Origin of the sequence: Streptomyces sp. NPDC051214 (assembly GCF_040682375.1) — a bacterium.
GTDB lineage: Bacteria > Actinomycetota > Actinomycetes > Streptomycetales > Streptomycetaceae > Streptomyces.
Genome location: NZ_JBFBAT010000002.1, coordinates 636,412 through 656,101 on the forward strand (window position 1 = coordinate 636,412; position 19,690 = coordinate 656,101).

The window sequence follows — 19,690 nt, forward strand, 5'->3', positions numbered from 1 at the left end:
GCCCCTCGTGGCGGCCGTGTGTCGTACCCCACACTGGGGTGCGGTGCCTGAGTCCTCGGAGCGCGGCCGGCCCGCAGACAGCGGATGCGGAACCGGTACACCCGCGATTCCACACATCGTGTTCGGGACGGACAGCGGCGAGGCCGTGGAAGCCGATCCCGCTGTACCGCTGCCGCACGCCTCAGCAGCGATCATCATGGAGGTCGCCCCCGTGCAGACCCAGACCCTCAGCCAGAGCGAGACCGCCGTTGCCGCGGAAGCGGAGGCAGCGGCGGATACGGACGTCATCGCGGCCGTGCCGCAGCAGGGCCGCCCCGCACGGCACCCGGAGGCGGGTCACGAAAGCCCCGGGGTCCAGGCGGCCCCCGAGCCCCCGGACGCCCCGGAGGCACTCGAACCGGACAGCGGCGAGCTGCCCCTGCCGCCCGCGCCCCGCAGCCGCGCCGACACCGGCGGCCCCTCATCCGACCTGTTCCGCCAGTATCTGCGCGAGATCGGCCGCATCCCCCTGCTCACCGCGGCGGAGGAAGTGGAACTGGCGCGCGGCGTCGAGGCCGGCCTGTTCGCCGAGGAGAAGCTGCGCCTCGCCACCGACCTGGACTCGCAACTCGCTCTTGACCTGGACAAGTTGGTGGTCGCAGGGCGGATGGCCAAGCGCCGCCTGATCGAGGCCAACCTCCGCCTGGTCGTCTCCGTCGCCAAGCGGTACGTCGGGCGCGGACTGACCATGCTCGACCTCGTCCAGGAGGGAAACCTGGGCCTGATCAGGGCGGTCGAGAAGTTCGACTACGCCCGCGGCTACAAGTTCTCCACGTACGCGACCTGGTGGATCCGTCAGGCGATGTCGCGGGCCCTCGCCGACCAGGCCCGCACCATCCGCGTCCCCGTGCACGTCGTGGAGCTCATCAACCGCGTCGTCCGCGTCCAGCGCCGCATGCTCCAGGAGCGGGGCTACGAACCGACGCCCGAAGAGGTCGCCGCGCACCTCGACCTGCCGCACGAGCGGGTCAGCGAGGTCCTTCGCCTGGCCCAGGAGCCGGTGTCGCTGCACGCGCCCGTGGGCGAGGAGGACGACGTCGCGCTCGGCGACCTCATCGAGGACGGCGACGCGACGAGCCCCGTCGAGTCGGCGGCCTTCCTCCTGCTGCGCGAGCACCTGGAGGCGGTCCTGTCCACGCTCGGCGAGCGCGAACGCAAGGTGGTCCAGCTGCGCTACGGCCTCGCCGACGGCAGGCCCCGCACCCTGGAGGAGATAGGACGCATCTTCGGCGTGACACGCGAACGCATCCGCCAGATCGAGTCCAAGACCCTCAACAAGCTGCGGGACCACGCCTTCGCGGACCAGCTCAGGGGCTATCTGGACTAGCCCCCGTGCAGGAGCTAGTCGACCTCGGCCACCGCCTGCGCGAACTGAGCCGCGTACAGACGCGCGTACGCGCCCTCGGCGGCCAGCAGGTCGTCATGCGTGCCCTGCTCCACGATCGACCCGTTCTCCATCACCAGGATGGTGTCCGCGTCGCGGATCGTGGAGAGACGGTGCGCGATGACGAACGAGGTCCGCCCGTGGGCGAGCCGCGCCATCGCCTTCTGGATGAGCACCTCCGTACGGGTGTCGACCGAGCTGGTCGCCTCGTCGAGGACCAGGATCACCGGGTCGGAGAGGAACGCCCGCGCGATCGTGATGAGCTGCTTCTCGCCCGCGCTCACCCCCGTGCCCTCATCGTCGATGACCGTGTCGTAGCCGTCGGGCAGGGTGCGGCAGAAGCGGTCGGCGTGGGCCGCCCGCGCCGCCTCCTCGATCTCCTCACGCGTGACGTCCTTGGCCGCTCCGTACGCGATGTTCTCCGCGATGGTGCCGCCGAACAGCCAGGTGTCCTGGAGCACCATGCCGATGCCGGACCGCAGTTCGTCGCGTGACATCTCCGCTATGTCGACGCCGTCGAGCGTGATGCGCCCGCCGGTGACCTCGTAGAACCGCATGAGGAGATTGACCAGCGTGGTCTTGCCCGCGCCGGTCGGGCCGACGATGGCCACCGTGTGGCCGGGCTCCACCTTCAGGGACAGGTCCTCGATGAGCGGCTTGTCCTTCTCGTAGCGGAAGGACACCTGCTCCATCTCGACCCGGCCGCGCGGCTGGTCGGGACGCATCCCGGGCACCGGGTCGGCGTCCTGCTCCTCGGCGTCGAGCAGTTCGAAGACCCGTTCGGCGGAGGCGACACCGGACTGCACCAGGTTCGCCATCGAGGCGACCTGTGTGAGCGGCATCGAGAACTGCCGCGAGTACTGGATGAAGGCCTGCACGTCACCGATGGACAGGGCGCCGGACGCGACCCTGAGGCCGCCCACCACGGCCACGAGCACGTAGTTGAGGTTCGACATGAAGAACATCAGCGGCTGCATGGCCCCGCTGTTGAACTGCGCCTTGAAACCGGCCTCGTACAGCGCGTCGTTCTGCTCGGCGAACGCCTTCGCCGACTCCTCCTGGCGCCCGAAGACCTTCACCAGGGTGTGCCCGGTGTACATCTCCTCGATGTGCGCGTTGAGCTTGCCGGTGGACTTCCACTGCTGCACGAACTGCGGCTGCGACCGCTTGCCGACCTTCGTCGCCACGAAGAACGACAGCGGCACGGTGACCAGTGCCACCAGGGCGAGCAGCGGCGAGACGTAGAACATCATCACCAGGACGCCGACGATGGTGAGCAGCGAGTTCACCAGCTGGCCCATGGTCTGCTGGAGGGTCTGGCCGATGTTGTCGAGGTCGTTCGTCGCCCGGCTGAGCACCTCACCGCGCTGCCGCTTGTCGAAGTACGACAGCGGAAGCCGCGACAGCTTCTCCTGTACGTCGCCGCGCATCCGGAAGACGGTCTTGTTGATGGCGCGGTTCGAGAGCCGTGTCGAGATCATCATGAGCAGACCGGCGATCAGGAACGTCACCAGGGCGAGGAGCAGCACCTCGCCCACGGCGTCGAAGTCGATGCCCTGTCCCGGCGTGAAGTCGACCCCGGAGAGCATGTCGGCCATTCCGCCGTCGCCCTTGTCGCGCAGGCCCTCGATGGCCTGCTCCTTGGTGATCCCGTCGGGCATGTCACGGCCGACGATGCCCGCGAAGAGCAGGTCGGTCGCCTTGCCGAGGATCTTCGGGCCGAGCACGGTGAGCGCCACGCTGAGCACGCCGGCGGCGATCATCCCGTACATCGTGGTGCGCTCTGGCTTGAACTGCGCGAGGAGCCGTCTGCCGGACCCCTTGAAGTCGATGGACCGGGCGTCCGGTCCCGTCATCATCATCCGTCCGCCCGGACCGGCCATCACGCGGCCTCCGCTTCCGTCAGCTGGGAGAGCACGATCTCCCGGTAGGTCTCGTTGCTCTCCATCAGCTCCTGATGGCGTCCCGTCCCCACGACCCGGCCCTCGTCCAGGACGATGATGCGGTCGGCGTCCCTGATCGTCGCCACGCGCTGGGCGACGATCACGACGGTCGCCTCGGCGGTCTCGCGGCCGAGCGCGGCCCGCAGGGCGGCGTCCGTGGCGTAGTCCAGGGCTGAGAAGGAGTCGTCGAAGAGATAGATCTCGGGGCGCTGTACGAGTGTCCTCGCGATCGCCAGGCGCTGGCGCTGACCGCCGGAGACGTTCGTGCCGCCCTGCGAGATGGGCGCGCCCAGACCTTCCTCGAGGCTCTCGACGAAGCCCTTGGCCTGGGCCACTTCGAGCGCGTGCCAGAGCTCCTCGTCGGTCGCGTCGGGGTTTCCGTAACGGAGGTTGGTGGCGACCGTGCCGGCGAAGAGGTACGGCTTCTGCGGCACGAGGCCCACGGTCCGCGCGAGCAGCGCGGGCTCGATGGTGTGTACGGGCACGCCGTCCACCAGGACCTCGCCCTCGGTGGCGTCGATGAGCCGCGGCACCAGGCTGAGCAGCGTCGACTTGCCGCTGCCGGTCGACCCGATCACGGCGGTCGTCTCACCGGGCCGGGCGACCAGGCCGACGGCCTTCAGGACGGGCTCCTCGGCACCGGGGTAGCGGAAGCCCGCGTCGCGGATCTCCAGGTGGCCGTGGCGCCGCAGCTCCGTCACGGGGGAGGCCGGGGGCACCACGCTGCTCTCGGTGTCCAGGACCTCCTCGATGCGCTCGGCGCAGACCTCGGCGCGCGGCACCATCATGAACATGAAGGTGGCCATCATCACGGACATCACGATCTGCATCAGATACGCGAGGAACGCGGTGAGCGCCCCGATCTGCATGCCTCCGCTGTCGATGCGGTGCGCGCCGAACCACACCACGGCGATCGACGAGATGTTCACGACGGTCATGACGATCGGGAACATCAGGGCGAGCAGCTTGCCGGTGCCGAGCGACACGTCGGTCAGCTCGGCGTTGGCCTTCCGGAAGCGGTCCTTCTCGTACGCGTCGCGGACGAAGGCGCGGATGACGCGGTTGCCGGTGATCTGCTCGCGCAGCACGCGGTTCACCGTGTCCAGGCGCTCCTGCATCGTGCGGAAGAGCGGGCGAAGGCGCTTCACGATCAGGCTGACGCAGACCGCGAGGACGGGCACGACGGCGACGAGGATGCCTGAGAGCGGTACGTCGAGGCCGAGCGCCATGACGATGCCGCCGACGCACATGATCGGCGCCGACACCATCAGCGTGAACGACATCAGGACCAGCATCTGCACCTGCTGGACGTCGTTCGTGGTCCTGGTGATCAGCGACGGCGCGCCGAACTGCCCCAACTCCCGTGCGGAGAACGACTGCACGCGGTCGAAGACGGCGGCCCGGACGTCGCGGCCGAGCGCGGACGCGGTGCGGGCGCCGTAGTAGACGGCGCCCACGTTGCAGACCACCTGGGCGACGGTGACGGCGATCATGATGCCGCCGAACGACAGGATGTAGCCCGTGTCGCCCTTCACGACACCCTCGTCGATGATGTCGGCGTTGAGCGTGGGCAGGTAGAGCGAGGCGCACGTCTGCAGGAACTGCAGCAGCACCAGCAGGGCGATGGGCTTCTTGTACGGGCTGAGGTGGGCCCGCAGGAGTCGTATGAGCATGGTCTCTTCGAGAGGCGTGGGCGGGATCTGCAGCGGGCGCCCCTATCCTCCGGTACCGCACCCGGGGGCGTGCAACCGATTAAGTCATGACCCGGTAAAAAGTTTGTCCGGGTCAAGAACTAGGTGCGCTCCTCAGGAGCCGCTCGCCGCGAGCGCCCCAGGATGAGCCTGCTCCCGCACCGTTCGGTACTGCTGGCGCACCGCCTGGCCCACGGCCAGTTCCTCGCCCGGCTCGAATATCTGCGCGGCCGCGCCCTGCCAGTACGGCAGTTGGCCGTTCAGCGCCCAGGCCGCCTGCCGCGCCGCACCGATCGCCGCGTAGTCCGCGGGCTGCGGCACCACGACCTGCGTGCCGAACAGCATCGGCGCCGCCGCCTGCACCGCGGGCAGCTCGGCCGCCGCGCCGAGCAGGAAGACCCGGCGCACCTCCACGCCCCGCGACCGCAGTACGTCAAGGGCGTCCCCGAGCCCGCACAGCATGCCCTCGAAGGCCGCCCGCGCCAGATGCTCCGGCCGCATCGACTCGCGCCGCAGCCCGGTCAGGGTGCCCGCGGCGTGCGGCAGGTTCGGCGTCTTCTCGCCCTCCAGGTACGGCAGAAGCACGAGCCCGTGCGCACCCGGCGTCGACTTCATGGCCAGCTCCGAGAGCCCCTCCAGATCAGGCACCCCCAGCATCTCGGCCGCGCCGCGCAGCACCCGCACGGCGTTCAGCGTGTGCACCACGGGCAGATGCATGCCGGTGGCGTCCGCGAGCGAGGTGATCGTCCCGCTCGCGTCGACCAGGGCCTCGTGGTGCACGGCCATGACGGACCCCGAAGCACCCAGCGAGACGACCGCGTCGCCCTGCTGGACCCCGAGCCCGAACGCCGCCGCCATCGTCTCGCCGGTACCCGCCGAGATCAGCAGCCCCTCGGGCGTCGTCCCCGCCGGCTCGGCGGGGCCGATCACCTCCGGCAGCATCGCCTGGTGGCCGAGCGCCAGTTCCACGAGATCGGGGCGGTACGTGCCCGTCGCCGCCGACCAGTAGCCGGTGCCGGAGGCCCCGCCCCGGTCGCTCGTGCGCCGCGCGGGCCGCCCGAGGAGCTGCCACACCAGCCAGTCGTGCGCCTGCATGAGAGAGGCGACGCGCCGCGCCGCCTCCGGTTCGTTCTTCGCCAGCCAGCGCAGCTTCGTCACGGGGTGCGCCGCCTGCGGCACGCATCCGACGGCCTGCGCCCAGGCCTCGCGGCTGCCGAGCCCGTCGATCAGATCGGCGGCCGCGACCTGCGCCCGCCGGTCGTTGCCGACCAGCGCGGGCCGCACGGTGTTGCCGTGCTGGTCCAGGGGGACGACCGCGTTCTGCTGCGCGGAGACGCCGATGGCCTGTACGCCTTCGAGCAGCCCGCCGCCCGCCGCCTCGCCGAGCGAGAGCAGCCACGCCTGCGGATCCACGTCCGACGGACGGCCCGCGCCATCGGGGCCCTCCGTCGGATGCGGGGCATAGCCCTGCTTGAGTACGGCGCCCGTGTCCGCGTCACAGACCACGATGCGCGTGAAATCGGGCGAACTGTCCAACCCTGCGACTATCCCCATGCCTGGAATTCTGCCGCACCGCGCGACGTGACCCGTACCTCAGCTCCCGGGGACCGCCCCCGTCACGTGTTGCTGGTGCCCCAGTCGTCCTCACCGCTGCCCTGCCCGCGCTCGCGCAGCGACCGCACGCGGTCGGCCACCGAGTCCGGGACCCGGTCCCCGACCTTCTCGGACACGGTGTGGAAGGCCTTGCCCGCCACGTCGCGGCCCTGCTGCGTCGCGGACTCCACGGTGTTGCGCACCGCCGGGTTCTGCGCGAACTCGCGGGCGGACTTCCTCAGCTTCTCGTAGCGCTCGCGGCCTGCACGGGTACCGAGCACGTACCCGAGAGCCAGTCCCGCGACGAATGTGAGCCGGTAGCGCATGGCTGCCACCCTTCCCTTGCCTCGGCATCGATCGTCTGTTCGCTCATCTGCTGCCCTGTGTGGGCGGTGGGGATACCGATTGGCGGAGCACCCCCCTGCTTGCGCTAATGTATGTGTCGCAGCGACCGCCCGCCGCCTGGAGAGTTCCCAGGTAGCTGCGTTCGATGCAACGAGACGATCCCCTGTAGCTCAATTGGCAGAGCAGCCGGCTGTTAACCGGCAGGTTACTGGTTCGAGTCCAGTCGGGGGAGCTCGGTCTCCTGTAGCTCAATTGGCAGAGCAGCCGGCTGTTAACCGGCAGGTTACTGGTTCGAGTCCAGTCGGGAGAGCTTGTGAGAAGGACCCTTGGGATTGCCCTCAAGGGTCCTTTTTCGTGCCTGGTGGAACCATCGGGGCAGCCCTGCGGTCCTCATGGTCGAGCGAAGCCGACCATCCGAAGCAGGAGATCGTATGAGCGGCTATGCTGCGGCAGACGGCGCGCACAAATGTGCGCGACGCGCCGTTAGGGGCGGTAGCTCAGCCGGTTAGAGCAGCGGACTCATAATCCGTCGGCCGTGGGTTCGAGTCCCACCCGCCCCACCGAAGCGCTGGGGCGCAGGAACGATTCCACCTGCGTCAGCAGCGCAAACCTCCCCGTCCTGGCTTCAGACCAGGGATTCGGGGCAGCAGGGCCTCATGAAGATATTGATCGTCCTGGTCGTCATCGGTCTGGCCGCAGCCTGGTACCTGCAATCGCGGAAGCGCCGTTGAACGCGCACGCCGGATCCGCGGCGGCCGCGCCGGTCGCCGTGCATCCGCCGTCGGGCACCGGAGGCCGCCGGGTGACGGTCCGGGGGGAGATCCTCGGCCTCGCGCACTGTGACGCGGACGTGGTCGAGTTCCTGCGCCTCGCCGGGCTGCCGGACGCCGAGGACTTCCTGGACGATCCCGAGTGGGTGAAGTGGCGCGGAGGGCGGGCCCACCACTACGAAGCGGCCTCCGCCTAGAGAGGTGCCTGCCAGGTGGCTGTCGTGCCCGATCCGACACCGTCCGTCGTGCCGTCGTCGTAGACCGTCAGGCGTACGCCCGTCCGGCCGTCCGGCAGAGTCGCCCTCGCATCCACCGCCACCTCGATGCGGGTGACGTCGGGGCGGCGGGACGCGGCGGCGAGGGCGCGGCGCAGGGCTGCCAGGAGGTGGCCCGCCGTCGGCTCCGTGACGCGGGCGTCGACGGCTCCGGTGAAGTGCACCGAGGGCTGGACGCCGACCACCGCCGCCGCGCCCGCCGTCTCGCGGAGCACCTTGCCGCGGAACGTGGTCGGGGCGTCGGCCGGTGGCTGCTGGAGCGCGAAGATCGCCGTGCGGACCTCCTGGATGGTGGACTCCAGCTCGTCCACGGCCTGGTCGAGGGTGGACTCCACCTGCGGCGACGTGTCCCTGCGCCGGGTCGACTCCAGCATCATGCCCGTCGCGAAGAGCCGCTGGACGACGAGGTCGTGCAGGTCGCGGGCGATGCGGTCGCGGTCCTCGAACACCGCGAGGCGCTGCCTGCTCTGCTGGGCGTCGGCCAGCACGAGGGCCAGCGCGGCTTGTGAGGCGAACTGGGTGGCGAGCAGACGCTCCACGGAGGTGTACGCGCGCTCACCCCTGCGGCGGGGCAGCGCGAGCGTCCCGATGAGCCGTCCGCCCGCCTGCAGCGGCAGCATCATGCTGGGCCCGAAGTTGGTCCGTACGTGCGTGGTCATCCGGGGGTCGGTCGCGGAGTCCTCGACGAACACCGGCTCGCCCCCGAGGAGTTGTTCCAGGACCGCGCTGCCGGGCTCGATGGTCGTGCCGATGAGGTCGTTCTGGAGGGCGCTCGGGTGGGCGCCCGCGTCGCTCGGGGGCGTGACGCCGTCCTCTTCCTCCGTCGCCGCCGCGACGATCCGCATGCCGCCCTGGTCCGTGGGCTGCAGGATCACCCCCGCCGACGCGCTCGCCAGGATGCGGGCCTGCTCGGCGACCGTCAGGAGCGCGTCGGCCGCCGGTTCGCCGGTGAGCAGGGCCGTGGTGACCGCGGCGGCGCCGTCGATCCACCGCTCGCGCTGCCTGGCCGCCTCGTACAGGCGGGCGTTGCCGATCGCGATGCCCGCCTGGCTCGCCAGGACGCGGAGCAGTTGCAGGTCGGCCTCGGTGAAGCGGCCCTCGCGCTTCTCGGTGAGGTAGAGATTGCCGAACGCCTCGTCGTGGACGTGCACCGGGACGCCCAGGAAGCTGTGCATCTCCGGGTGCTCGGGCGGTACGCCGCACGAGCGGGGGTCCGCCGTCAGGTCGTCCAGGATGAGCGGCTTCGGCTCGCGGATCAGGGTGCCCAGGAGGCCCGAGTGGCCGTCGGGCAGGGGGCCGATGCGCTCCCGCTCGGCCGCGGTCAGGCCCGCCGTGAACAGGTCCGTCAGCTTGCCGGGCCCGGGGTCGATGACACCCAGCGCGCCGTACCGCGCGCTGGTCAGCTCGGTCGCGCTCTCCACGATGTGCTGGAGCGTGGTGTGCAGTTCGAGGTCCGAGCCCACGCCGAGGACCGCGTCCAGGAGAGGCACCAGGGAGAGGGGCAGGTCGTCGCCGTTCATCGCGCGGCGACCCACGCCTTCGCCACCGGGCCGGTCAACATGACCATCAGGTGCCCGCGCCGAGCCCGGTCAGCCGGAGAGCGGGTTGAGGACCAGCGGCTGGATCTTGCCCTCCAGCATCGCCCCGAGCCCGAGCACCGCGCACACGTCCGGGCGTTCGGCGATCTGCACCGGCATCCCCGTCGCGTCCCGCAGCATCTGGTCGAGGCCCGGGAGCAGCGCGCTGCCGCCGACCATCATGATCCCGCGGTCGGCCAGGTCGGCGACCAGGTCGGGCGGGCAGTCCCGCAGCACCTTGCCGATGCCGTCGAGCACGGCGGTGAGCGGCGTGTGGATCGCCTCGCGGACGGCGGCGGTGTCCACGTGCACCGAGCGGGCCAGGCCCGTGGCGACGTCACGGCCGTGGATCTCGGTCGACTCGGGACCCTGCTGGGTGAGGCCGTTGCCGCGCAGGGCCAGCTGGAGCGGACGTACCGACTGGCTGGGGAGCATCAGCTCGTGGTGGTGGCGCAGGTGCTGGACGATCGCGTTGTCGATGGCCTCGCCGCCGACCGGAATCCGCTGGGCCGTCACGATCGATCCGAGGGACAGCACCGCGACCTGCGTCGTCGCGGCACCGCACACCAGGATCATCGTCGCCTCCGGCTGCTCGACGGGCAGCCCGCAGCCGACCGCGGCCGCGATGAGCGTGTCCACCAGCTCGACCCTGCGCGCCCCGAGCCCCACCATCGTCTCGACGGCGGCGCGCTGGGCCAGCGGGTCAGCGTCGTGCGGCGTGCAGGCGGCGGCGCGCAGCCGGGGCTTGCGGCGCAGGGTGCGGCGGAGCTTCTCGCCCAGGAGGTGGCGCAGCATGCGCTGGGCCATCTCGATGTCGACGACGGTGCCGCCGGAGACCGGCCGCACGACGCGGATGTAGCCCGGCGTACGTCCCGTCATCTGCTCGGCGAACTGGCCGACCGCGATGAGCGCGCCCGTCCGTGTGTTCACGGCGGCGGCACTGGGTTCGTCGACGACGAGACCGGCGCCCTTCACGAACACCCGGGTCCTCGCGGCACCCAGGTCGACGGCGATGTGGCAGCGGCGCAACTGCTCCAGACTGACGGTCATGGCAGATCCTCCCGAGAGCGCAGACCGTACGGACCGTCGGACGACGGTCCCATCTCGCATCGTGCGGTGGCCGCGGGCGGCGCGCGCGTTGGGCTGAGCCGGGTGGGGTGCCGCCGCACGGGTGGTCTTGATCGCGTCGCGGGCGGCGCAGTTAGCATCCCGTGTGACGCATACGCCCCCGGAAGAAGACGAAGCCGACGGCTCCCGCATACCCGGAGCTGCCGACGGCCCCCCGCTGTCCCCGCTACCAGTGGAGCCCCAGGGGCCCGTCGAGAAAAGGCGGATACTCGCCGATCTGACGCCTTTGCGTACGTCCGTCGACTACCGCCGTCTCTGGGCCGGCAACACGATCTCCTGGATCGGCCAGGCGATGACCGCGCTCGCGGTCTCCCTCCAGGTCTACGACATCACGCACTCCAGCTTCTCGGTCGGCCTGGTGGGGCTCTTCTCGCTGGTCCCCCTGGTCGTGTTCGGCCTGTACGGGGGCGCCATCGCGGACACCGTGGACCGGCGCAAGCTCGGCCTCTACTCGTCGCTCGGCTCGTGCGGGCTCTCCGTCGCCCTGGCCGCGGGGGCGTTCGCGGGCTTCCACCACGTGTGGTTCCTGTACTCCGTGGTCGCGCTGCAGGCGGTCTGCGGCGCGCTGAACTCGCCGGCGCGGTCCTCGATGATCCCGCGGCTCCTGCCGCCGGAGCAGTTGCCCGCGGCCAACGCGCTGTCGTCGATCACGACGACGGGCGGCACGATGCTCGGCCCCATGCTGGGCGGCCTCATCGTCGGCCTGTGGGGATACCAGGCCGCGTACGCGGTGGACGCGGTGGCCTTCAGCGCGTCCCTGTACGCGATGTGGCGGCTGCCGGCGATGCGGCCCGAGGGGTCGGGGGCGGGCGCGAAGCGGGCGTCCGTGCTCGACGGGCTGCGGTTCCTCGCCACCCGGCCGAACCTGCGGATGACGTTCTTCTCGGACCTGTGCGCGATGGTGTTCGCGCACCCGCGGGCGCTGTTCCCCGCGGTGGCGGTGGTGTGGTTCGGGGGCGACGCGAAGACGGTGGGCCTGCTCGTCGCGGCGCCCGCGGTGGGGGCGCTGCTCGGCGCGGTGTTCTCCGGCTGGCTGGGGCGGATCCGGCGGCACGGTCTGGCGATCCTGTTCGCGGTGGCCGGGTGGGGCACGGCGATCGCCGTCTTCGGCCTGACCCGGAATCTGTGGCTCGGGCTGTTCTTCCTCGCGGTGGCGGGCTGTGCGGACACCATCTCGATGGTGTTCCGGAGCACGATGCTCCAGGCGGCCGTGCCGGACGAGATGCGGGGCCGGCTGCAGGGCGTCTTCATCGTGGTCGTGGCGGGCGGACCGCGGCTCGGGGACTTCATCGCGGGGTCGGTGGGGGACCTGGGGTCGCCCTCGTTGGCGGTGGTGGGAGGCGGCATCGCGTGCGTCGTGGCCGTGGGGCTGCTGGCCCTGCGCTGGCGAGGCTTCGCCCGCTACGACGCGAGGGCGCCGGAGGCGTAGGGGCGGTCAGGGGTGGGGCAGCATGTCCGGCAGGTGTGACAAGTCGCTGATCGTCGTGTGGGCGCCGGTTGCCGTGAGGCGTTCGCGGGCCTTGGGGCTCGGGGCGTATCCGATGAAGGCGACGCCCAGGCTTCGCGCGGCGGCCGCCTCCGCCGTCGTGGAGCCGACCATCACGCAGCGGTCCGCCGGGATGCCCAACTGCTCCAGCGCGCGGCGCGGGCAGTCGGGGTCGGGCATGAGGAGGGTGAGGTCCGAGGTACGGCCGTGGATCTCGACCTCGGGGAGGTGAAGTCCCTTGGCGCCCAGATAGGCCACCACCGCCCGCGGCGACGTGTCGGTGACGACGGCAAGACGAAGGGCCCTCTCCGGCTGGGCCAGGGTGCGCAGGACGGACGCGACGTACGGCTCCGGCTTCGCGGTGAGCGCGGCCTGCATCTCGATCTCCTCCAGGCGCAGGCGCAGTTCCTCGGCCAGCGTGCGGTGCCGGGCGAAGGGGCGCAGCACGTCCATGGGGTGGACGCGGTCGGCCGTGCCGCCCCGCGTGGAACCCCCGGGCAGGAGGGGCGTGCCGGCCAGCGCCGCCTCGGGGTCACGCCGCTCGGCGATCAGGGCGGTGAGGGCGCGGGCGGCATGCCGGGCGGACTGGTCCGAGTAGAGCCGGGCGAGGGTCCCGTCGAAGCCGAGGAGGACGGCTTCGACGATCGCCGGCAGCGGGGCGGGGGGCGGCTCGGTGGACACCTCGCAGTACCAGTCGTCGGACTGCGGGACCGGATCGAACCGGTGCGGCAGACGGCCCGAGCGGGTCAGGCGCTGGTGCAGGTCGTTGGAGACGATCACGACGGCGCGTCTGCCGTCGCGCCCGAGCAGATGACGCGGCCCGGACGGGATCGTCGGCGCCGAGACCGTCGGGTCCGGCTCATGGGTGAAGGTGACCCCCAGCCCGAGCACGGGGAAGGCCTCCAGCGCGGCCGGGAGTTCGTTGACCGTCGTGGTCAGTACGTGCAGGACGTGCACCTCGGGGGCCACGGTCACGTCCCAGCCGCGGGGGCGGGAACGCATCGCGAACTGATCGGGGGTGATGCCGCCCCGGATGAGGAGGTGGGAGATCTCCCGGCCCAGGTTCTGCCGTACGTCCTCCTGGCTTCCCGCCGGGCGCGCGAGGTACTCGAAGGTGAGGGTGGTCGGCGGGGTCACCGGCTGGTCGTCCGCGGTCTCCCGCTGGACGCCGAGGTCGTCGAGCTGGTCGCTGGGGAGTTCCTCCTGGGGGGCCGGCACCTCGTCCTCGGTGGCGGGGAACTCGCGGAGGAGTTCGGTCAGTTCCGTCTGCTCCTGTTCGGTGGCGCCGAGCTCCCGGTTCAGCTCCAGCCGCGCGTGGAGCAGGGACTGGCGGAGACGGTTGATCTCGGCGCGGGTGGCGCGGGCCGCCGGGCCGGGCACGCCTTCCAGGGGGGTGCCGCGCCACAGGTCGAGGGCGGCCCCGACCAGCTCGCGGGCCCGGACGAAGTCCCCCGCGAAACGGGCGTCACGGGCGTCGTCGTGCAGCCGCTGGAAACGGAACAGGTCGACGACGTCGGGGCCTGTCGGGAGGGCCAGCGCGTACGTGCCGCTCCCCGCCACCACGGAGTCGGGACCCAGCGCGTTGCGCAGGCGGGAGGCGTAGGTCCCGAGCAGCCGGGGCGCGTCCGCGGGCCTGTCGCCCCCGCCCCACATGCCGTGGAGCAGCTCGTCGTGGGGCACGTCTCGCCCGCGCCCGAGCAGCAGCATGCAGAGCATGGCCTGCTCGCGGGCGGACCCGGTGGCGAGGGGTCGGCCGCCGCGGGCGACGCGGAGAGGACCCAGCAGGGAGTACGTGCGTTCGTGCGACGCGGGCGTGGAGAGCTGGGTGAGCCGCTGGAGGGCCTGGCTCCGGCGCCCGGGGTCGGCGGAGCCGAGATCCGTGACGGCCGAGAGGAGCGCCTCGCCCAGGCCACCGGGCTCATTAACACCACCGGGATCGCCCAGGCCACCGGGCTCATCAACGCCACCGGGCTCGACGGCACCACCGGGATCGCCGAGGCCTGGCCTCAGACGCGAGCTCACCTCGTCGATGCCCTCCACGGCAACCTCGCCGGCCCCCGTGTACATCTGGCGTACGAGGCGCCCGAGTGCGGCGAGGTCGGCCCGGCAGCTCTCCTCGCCGTAGGGGATGAGGGTGAAGCCGCAGAGCACGGCGCCCCCGTGCGGCGGGAGCCGCACGAAGTCAGGGGAGAGGGCGCCGTGGGTCATGCCCGCGGTGTGCAGGGCGGAGACCGCGCGGGCGAGGGGCGGGACCAGGTCGAGGAGGAGGTGGGTGGGCAGGCCGTCCGGGTGGTCCGCCAAAAGTTCCGCGAGGTTGCGGCCCTCGATGAAATCCATGACCACGTACGGGACTTCGCCGTTCGCGTAGTCCCGTACGGCCGCCACCTGCGCATGACGGAACCGGGACAGTTGCCGCGCCGCCCGCGTGAAGTCGCCACGGAGCCACTGCGGCGCCTGGGGGTAGCGCTGCACCACCACGGGCTCGCCGCCCCGGCGCAGATCCTCCGCGAGCCACACGCTGCCGCTCTGCCCGATCCTCCGCACCATCCGGTAGCGGTCGCCGAGCAGCTGCGGCCCCCGGCCCCCGCCCAGCTGCCGCACACTGTCCGGAGTGACCGTCGCGAAGGGCTCGCCCGCCGGAGTTTCCGGCCCGGCGCCCCCGCCGGATGCCGCCACCGCCCGCAGTTCCCCCGGTGCCGTTCCCGCCCGCTCGTCGATCAGTCCGCCGACCCGGGCGAGCAGCTCCCGCGTGCGTCCCCGCGCGGTACGGGGAAGCGTACGGAGCAGCAAGTCCCGTACCCCGTCCCGGAATTCATAGGACCCGGCGTCCCCGCCCGAGGAAAGCATCCCGCTGAGGATCACCTCCGCCAGATGCTGCGGACGCGGGCGCTCCTCCACCGCGGCCTGGACGAGCCGCATCACCGGCAACTGCGCCTCGCCCACCGCGAGATGACCCGCGAGGCGGAACGCCTCGGGCGACGCGGTGGAGCGGAAGCGGAGCACGAGGTCCTCGGGCGAGGCCCGGGTGACGTCCTCGGCGGCGGCCTCGGCGCCCGGGGGCGCCTGACCCAGCCACCCCACCGCCCCCGGCACCCGCGCCCCGCCCGCCACCAGCGCCGCCCAGTGGGAGAGCCACGTCCCGGCGGGTTCGAGGACCGGGACCGGCACCGCTTCGCCGGGCGGCGCCTCCGAGGCGGCGTACGGCGTGAAGGCGAGGGCCGCGGACGGCGCCGCCGGGTGCGGGGCCGAGAGGGAGCCCGGGGTCGTGGGCAGAGCCGTGGTGCGCCAGAGGCGTTCCGGGAGTGGCTGGATCACGGCCACCGGCTGGTGCGCGGCCCAGCGGCGCAGCGTGCGGTACCAGCGGGTGCCCGCAGCGCCTGCGCGCCACTGCGGGCCCATGCAGTCGCTGATCACCAGGGTGACCGTGCGGCCCGCCGCGGGGGCGTGCGCCGCCTGGGGCGGGACCGTGCCGTCCGCCTCCGCGCGGTGCAGCTCCACCGTGCGGAAGATGCCGGACTGGGCGAGCGCCGTGTGGAGTTCGTGGACCAGGGGGCGCCAGATCGGCATGGTGGGGCCCGCGTCATGCACCAGGCACAGGCGCAGCCAGCGTTCCTCGGCGGGACGCAGGACCGGCAGCCAGCCGCGCGGGTGGCCGCCCAGGCGGGCGATGCGGTCGGCCGTGGCCTCCTCGTCGATGACCTGGCCCACCGGGGAGGGGACGCGGCGCTTCAGGGGACGGAGAGCGCGTTGCAGGGTGAGGGGGTGCGTCACCATCGGGGGGACGGGGACCCGGACCGGGGTGTGGTCCGCTGCTTCCGTTGCCGGTGCGTCGGAGGCGCGTGACGGGTCCTCGGGGGAAGCGGAGGCCGCCGACGCGTCTCCGTCGGGCCGGGCGGGCAGCAGGAGCGGCACCCGGTCGTCCGGCGCGGGAGCAGGGGCGGGATCGGCCGGGCGCGGAGTCGGCGACGGGCTCACCTGCGGTGGCGTGGGTTCCGTCGGCGCCGCGTCGGCGGAGGCTTCCGGCCGCGTCGGATCGGCGCCCTCCATCTGCCCCGCGAGCCAGAGGAGTTCGGCCAGCTCGGTCGACGTGGGGCGTGACCCGGCCGCCGCCTCCGCGAGGAGATCGGCGAGCCGCGCGACGGGGCCCCGGCGGCCGGGCGCGTCAGAGTGCATCGGGACCCCGCTCAGCTGTCTGCGTCAGGCCGGGCGTCAAGTGCGCTGCGGGCACGTCGCGGGTACGCATGCCGGTGTTCGCCCTGCCGGTGTTCGCCCCGCCGGTCAGGCGGCGGGCGGGGAGAGGATGGGGCCCGAGGCCGCGCGCGTCAGAGGGCATCGGGGCCCGGATCCGCGGCCTGCGTCAGATAGGGCATCAGCTGCCGCGCGAGTTCGTCGCGCGACCCCGCGTCGACCCCCGCCGCGCCGGTCAGGTAGATCGCGTTCAGGAGCTGGTCCGTGGCGAGTTCGCCGCCGGTGCCGCGCTCCAGGAAGCGGGCGATGAGCGTGCGGGCGTAGGCGTCGGGTTCGCCGAGGTGGGCCCGGACGATCTCCTCCAGGTGCTCGTCGCGGGGCTGGCGCAGGCGCAGCGTGACGCAGCGGCGCAGGAACGCGGGCGGGAACTCGCGCTCGCCGTTGCTGGTGAGGACGACGAAGGGGAAGGCCCGGCAGCGCACGCGGCCGCGCTCGACGGTCACCGGGTCGTCCGAGCCGTCGGCCAGGAGGGCCGCCTTCGGGGTGTGCTTGGCGATCCGTACCAGCTCGGGGATCTCGTACTGGCCCTCCTCCAGGATGTTCAGGAGGTCGTTGGGCAGGTCCAGGTCGCTCTTGTCGATCTCGTCGATGAGCAGGGCGCGCGGGCGTTCGTAGGGGAGGAGCGCCGTGCCGAGCGGGCCGAGGCGGAGGTGGTCCTCGACGCCCGCGCCGTCCCGCGCCGCCTTGGCCCGGGGGGCGCGCCCCGCCGCGTACAGGCGCGACAGCGGGTCGTACTGGTAGAGGCCGTCGTGCAGGGCGCTGCGGCTCGTGATGTTCCAGCGCAGCACCGGGCCGAGGCCCAACTCCCGTGCCACCGCGTACGCGAGGCTCGACTTGCCGCTGCCGGGCGGGCCCGTCACCAGGAGCGGACGCCGCAAGTACAGCGCCGCGTTGACCAGTTGGACGCAGGTCTCCGTGGCCCGGTACGTGTGCGCGCGGTGGACGCGGTCCGGGGAGGTCGCCGAGCCGTCGTCCGAGGGCGTGTCGAGGACCGGGCCGCCGTCGAAGGCGCGCCAGGGCGGCGGCGGAGGCAGCCGGGTGATCCCGTCGTGGGGCTCGTTCGTGCCGGTGTAGACGGGCCACAGGGACATGATCGGGGTTCTCCGTATTCCTGCGTCGGGAGGTGGGCTCAGGCGACGGGGGAGTGGTGGTGGGCGGCGGGTGTGTCGGGGAAGCAGCGCGGGTCGTCCCAGAGGAGCTGGACGTCCCTCGCCCAGTGGGTGTCCGGCTCGTCCGAAGCCTCCGCGGCCTCCCGCAGCGTGAGGATGGTGCGCGGGAGTTCGGCGGGCGCGTGCCCCTCGACGTGGGCGGCGATGCGGTCCAGGAAGTCGGAGCCCGCGCAGGTCGTGTCGTCGTGGTGGCCGGGGTCCTCGCAGCCCGTGCGCGGCCACAGGATGACCGGGACCGGCACGGTGAGCGAGACATCGAAGTGCGTCACGTCGGCGTCGGGGCCGGCGCGTTCGGCGCGTGGCGGGGCGGCGAACCCGGCCAGGTCGGCGCCGTCGCGCCGCAGCCTGCCCCACAGCTTGTTGGGTTTCTCCTCGGTGCCGCACTCCACGCGGTGCAGGACGGTCGCCGGGCCGTCGTCCAGGTGCTCCCACCTGCGGGCGAGCCGGTGCCGCAGACCGCCCTTGCGGCGCGACCGGTCGGTCACGACGAGGGGGTACGAGCAGCCGAGCGGGGTCGGGTCGTCGGCCCCGCACTCCCACCGGGCCACCGGCCAGTTGAGCAGCGCGCGGGGCAGCACGAAGGCCAGCAACTCGTCGGTTCCGGGGGTGATATGGGAGAAGGCGTCGTCGACGCGCTCCTGGACGTACGCGCGCACGCGCCCCGCGGGCAGGGTGTGCGAGCCCACGGGGTGGCGCAGCCCCTCGCGGTAGGCGGACACCTCGACCAGGAGCTGGTCGTCGCCCGCGCCGCTGTGGTCGATCTCGACGAGGATGGGCGACCAGGCGGGCGGCTCCCCCGGCTCCCCCGGCTGCCCAGGCTTCGGCGGGGCAGGGGCCGCGGGCGCTTCGAGCAGGCCCGCGAGACGGTCGGCGAGGCGCGTCACCGCGTCCGGGTCATCGACCTCCCAGAGGATGTACCAGGCCGCCGACCACAGCGAGCCGAAGCCCTCCGGCGGCACGGGCGGCCCGAGCGGGCCCACCGCGTCGCGGTACAGCCGCTCCGGGTCACGGGCGACGCCCGTGTCCGCCGCCCGGTCCACCAGGGCGCGCAGCCGCTCCTTCGCGGGTCGCCGATGGCCGGGGATGGGGACCAGGTCGCCGAGCGGGGGCCAGTAGCGTGCCATGACGGAGGTGGGCAGCATCCGTCCGTTGCGTACGCCGCTGGAAGCGCGGGCGGCGGCCGACACCATGCCCACCACGCGGTTGCTGTCCGCGAGGGTCACCGCCGCGCCGCTGAACCCCGGCGCCAGGGGCTGTCCGTGCGCGCTCCACGCCTCCAGCTGGACCCACTCGTCGGCGATCCGCTGGGCGGCGGTGGCGCGGTACTCGGCGAGGGTGCCCTCGGGGTAGCCCTTGGGGAATCCGTACACCAGGAGCCGGGGGCGGGGTTCGGCGTACGCGTCGTCGGGCGCCGCGAACTCGGCGGGCCGCACCGGCACCGTGTGCGCGAGCTCCAGGACGGCGAGGTCTCCCAGGTCGCCGCCGTGTCCGTTCCAGCCGCCGTGCGCCCCGACGACGGCGCTCACGACGCCGACATCACCGCGGTGGGGAAAGGAGACGGTGATCGGCGCGCCGCTGCCGCGGACCACGTGCGCACAGGTCAGCACGTGCCGCTCGGACACGAGGAACCCCGCCCCGATCTCGCTTCCGCACGCGATGCGGGCATGCCACGATGCGCTGCTCATGGGGCGGGGGTGGCCTCCGCCGTGGTCGCGGCGGCGGGCCCGTCCGGGGTCCAGGCGAGGCGCACCACCAAGTGGCCCTCTGCCGTGCCCTTGACGATCACCGCGCCCGCCTCCGCCGACATCCGCACGCCGAACTCGATCTCCACCGAGTCCGGGCGCAGGCTGCCGTCACGGAACACCCGCAGCGCGGACTCCGCGGCCGCGCGGGCTCCGGCGAGCGACTCCTCGAAGGTGCGGACCGCGCGGGAGGGGCCTTCGCCGCGCGAGATGAGGTGGGAGCCGTGCGTGTCCTCCACGTCGGCCATGACGACCCGTGTGCCGTCGTCGGTGGTGAACTCCACCAGATCGTCCATCAAT

Annotated in this window: 13 protein-coding genes and 3 tRNA genes; 6 read left to right on the top strand and 10 right to left on the bottom strand. The window is 72.5% G+C overall.

Going from position 1 to position 19,690, the window contains the following annotated elements:
* Positions 1–43: 43 nt before the first annotated feature.
* Complete coding sequence (locus tag AB0M70_RS07225; RefSeq protein ID WP_365817227.1) at positions 44–1,366, top strand: RNA polymerase sigma factor; 1,323 nt, start codon at positions 44–46, stop codon at positions 1,364–1,366.
* A gap of 14 nt (positions 1,367–1,380) precedes the next feature.
* Here AB0M70_RS07225 and AB0M70_RS07230 read toward each other — a convergent pair whose 3' ends face one another.
* The 4 genes from AB0M70_RS07230 to AB0M70_RS07245 form a co-directional block, all read right to left on the bottom strand.
* Positions 1,381–3,306, bottom strand: coding sequence for an ABC transporter ATP-binding protein (locus AB0M70_RS07230; RefSeq protein WP_365817229.1), 1,926 nt, complete (start codon positions 3,304–3,306; stop codon positions 1,381–1,383).
* Positions 3,306–5,039, bottom strand: coding sequence for an ABC transporter ATP-binding protein (locus AB0M70_RS07235; RefSeq protein ID WP_365817231.1), 1,734 nt, complete (start codon positions 5,037–5,039; stop codon positions 3,306–3,308). Before AB0M70_RS07235 ends, AB0M70_RS07230 begins: the two co-directional genes overlap by 1 nt.
* A 132-nt stretch (positions 5,040–5,171) precedes the next feature.
* The gene (locus AB0M70_RS07240) at positions 5,172–6,611 is read right to left on the bottom strand and encodes an FGGY family carbohydrate kinase (protein ID WP_365817233.1); all 1,440 of its coding nucleotides are present in this window, start codon (positions 6,609–6,611) and stop codon (positions 5,172–5,174) included.
* A 62-nt stretch (positions 6,612–6,673) separates the two neighbouring features.
* A complete protein-coding gene (locus AB0M70_RS07245) occupies positions 6,674–6,976 on the bottom strand; it encodes a YtxH domain-containing protein (RefSeq protein ID WP_363208559.1) in 303 nt (100 codons plus the stop codon).
* 178 nt (positions 6,977–7,154) lie between these two features.
* Here AB0M70_RS07245 and AB0M70_RS07250 point away from each other — a divergent pair.
* The 4 genes from AB0M70_RS07250 to AB0M70_RS07265 all read left to right on the top strand — a co-directional run bounded on the left by AB0M70_RS07250 (position 7,155) and on the right by AB0M70_RS07265 (position 7,962).
* Positions 7,155–7,227 (top strand) — tRNA-Asn (locus AB0M70_RS07250).
* A gap of 5 nt (positions 7,228–7,232) precedes the next feature.
* Positions 7,233–7,305 (top strand) — tRNA-Asn (locus tag AB0M70_RS07255).
* Between the two features lie 176 nt (positions 7,306–7,481).
* Positions 7,482–7,555, top strand: a tRNA-Ile gene (locus AB0M70_RS07260).
* 167 nt (positions 7,556–7,722) lie between these two features.
* Entirely contained in the window at positions 7,723–7,962 is a 240-nt protein-coding gene (locus AB0M70_RS07265; protein WP_365817235.1) for a hypothetical protein, read from the top strand.
* Here the strand turns inward: AB0M70_RS07265 and AB0M70_RS07270 are convergent.
* The gene (locus AB0M70_RS07270; RefSeq protein ID WP_365817237.1) at positions 7,959–9,560 is read right to left on the bottom strand and encodes a GAF domain-containing protein; all 1,602 of its coding nucleotides are present in this window, start codon (positions 9,558–9,560) and stop codon (positions 7,959–7,961) included. The genes AB0M70_RS07265 and AB0M70_RS07270 overlap by 4 nt on opposite strands.
* A 69-nt stretch (positions 9,561–9,629) precedes the next feature.
* Positions 9,630–10,667, bottom strand: a complete 1,038-nt coding sequence (locus AB0M70_RS07275) for a rod shape-determining protein (protein ID WP_363208556.1) — start codon at positions 10,665–10,667, stop codon at positions 9,630–9,632.
* A gap of 250 nt (positions 10,668–10,917) precedes the next feature.
* Between AB0M70_RS07275 and AB0M70_RS07280 the strand changes: the two genes are divergently transcribed.
* Entirely contained in the window at positions 10,918–12,174 is a 1,257-nt protein-coding gene (locus tag AB0M70_RS07280) for an MFS transporter (RefSeq protein ID WP_365817240.1), read from the top strand.
* Positions 12,175–12,180: 6 nt separating this feature from the next.
* Here AB0M70_RS07280 and AB0M70_RS07285 read toward each other — a convergent pair whose 3' ends face one another.
* From AB0M70_RS07285 to AB0M70_RS07300, 4 genes are all read right to left on the bottom strand, one after another.
* Positions 12,181–16,404 carry an SAV_2336 N-terminal domain-related protein gene (locus tag AB0M70_RS07285; protein ID WP_365817242.1) on the bottom strand — a complete coding sequence of 1,408 codons (4,224 nt, stop codon included), beginning with the start codon at positions 16,402–16,404 and terminating at the stop codon, positions 12,181–12,183.
* A gap of 149 nt (positions 16,405–16,553) precedes the next feature.
* On the bottom strand, positions 16,554–17,570 hold the full coding sequence (locus AB0M70_RS07290) for a MoxR family ATPase (RefSeq protein WP_365817244.1): 1,017 nt from the start codon (positions 17,568–17,570) through the stop codon (positions 16,554–16,556).
* A gap of 38 nt (positions 17,571–17,608) precedes the next feature.
* Positions 17,609–19,333 carry a trypsin-like peptidase domain-containing protein gene (locus AB0M70_RS07295; protein ID WP_365817246.1) on the bottom strand — a complete coding sequence of 575 codons (1,725 nt, stop codon included), beginning with the start codon at positions 19,331–19,333 and terminating at the stop codon, positions 17,609–17,611.
* A complete protein-coding gene (locus AB0M70_RS07300) occupies positions 19,330–19,686 on the bottom strand; it encodes a CU044_2847 family protein (RefSeq protein ID WP_365817248.1) in 357 nt (118 codons plus the stop codon). The genes AB0M70_RS07295 and AB0M70_RS07300 overlap by 4 nt, the downstream gene beginning before the upstream one ends.
* Between the last annotated feature and the right edge of the window lie 4 nt (positions 19,687–19,690).

Excerpts from the sequence above, each read along its gene's own strand:
- AB0M70_RS07230 (WP_365817229.1), bottom strand. The coding sequence starts at position 3,306 with ATGGCCGGTCCGGGCGGACGGATGATGATGACGGGACCGGACGCCCGG.
- AB0M70_RS07235 (WP_365817231.1), bottom strand. The coding sequence starts at position 5,039 with ATGCTCATACGACTCCTGCGGGCCCACCTCAGCCCGTACAAGAAGCCC.
- AB0M70_RS07240 (WP_365817233.1), bottom strand. The coding sequence starts at position 6,611 with ATGGGGATAGTCGCAGGGTTGGACAGTTCGCCCGATTTCACGCGCATC.
- AB0M70_RS07245 (WP_363208559.1), bottom strand. The coding sequence starts at position 6,976 with ATGCGCTACCGGCTCACATTCGTCGCGGGACTGGCTCTCGGGTACGTG.
- AB0M70_RS07270 (WP_365817237.1), bottom strand. The coding sequence starts at position 9,560 with ATGAACGGCGACGACCTGCCCCTCTCCCTGGTGCCTCTCCTGGACGCG.
- AB0M70_RS07275 (WP_363208556.1), bottom strand. The coding sequence starts at position 10,667 with ATGACCGTCAGTCTGGAGCAGTTGCGCCGCTGCCACATCGCCGTCGAC.
- AB0M70_RS07285 (WP_365817242.1), bottom strand. The coding sequence starts at position 16,404 with ATGCACTCTGACGCGCCCGGCCGCCGGGGCCCCGTCGCGCGGCTCGCC.
- AB0M70_RS07290 (WP_365817244.1), bottom strand. The coding sequence starts at position 17,570 with ATGTCCCTGTGGCCCGTCTACACCGGCACGAACGAGCCCCACGACGGG.
- AB0M70_RS07295 (WP_365817246.1), bottom strand. The coding sequence starts at position 19,333 with ATGAGCAGCGCATCGTGGCATGCCCGCATCGCGTGCGGAAGCGAGATC.
- AB0M70_RS07300 (WP_365817248.1), bottom strand. The coding sequence starts at position 19,686 with ATGGACGATCTGGTGGAGTTCACCACCGACGACGGCACACGGGTCGTC.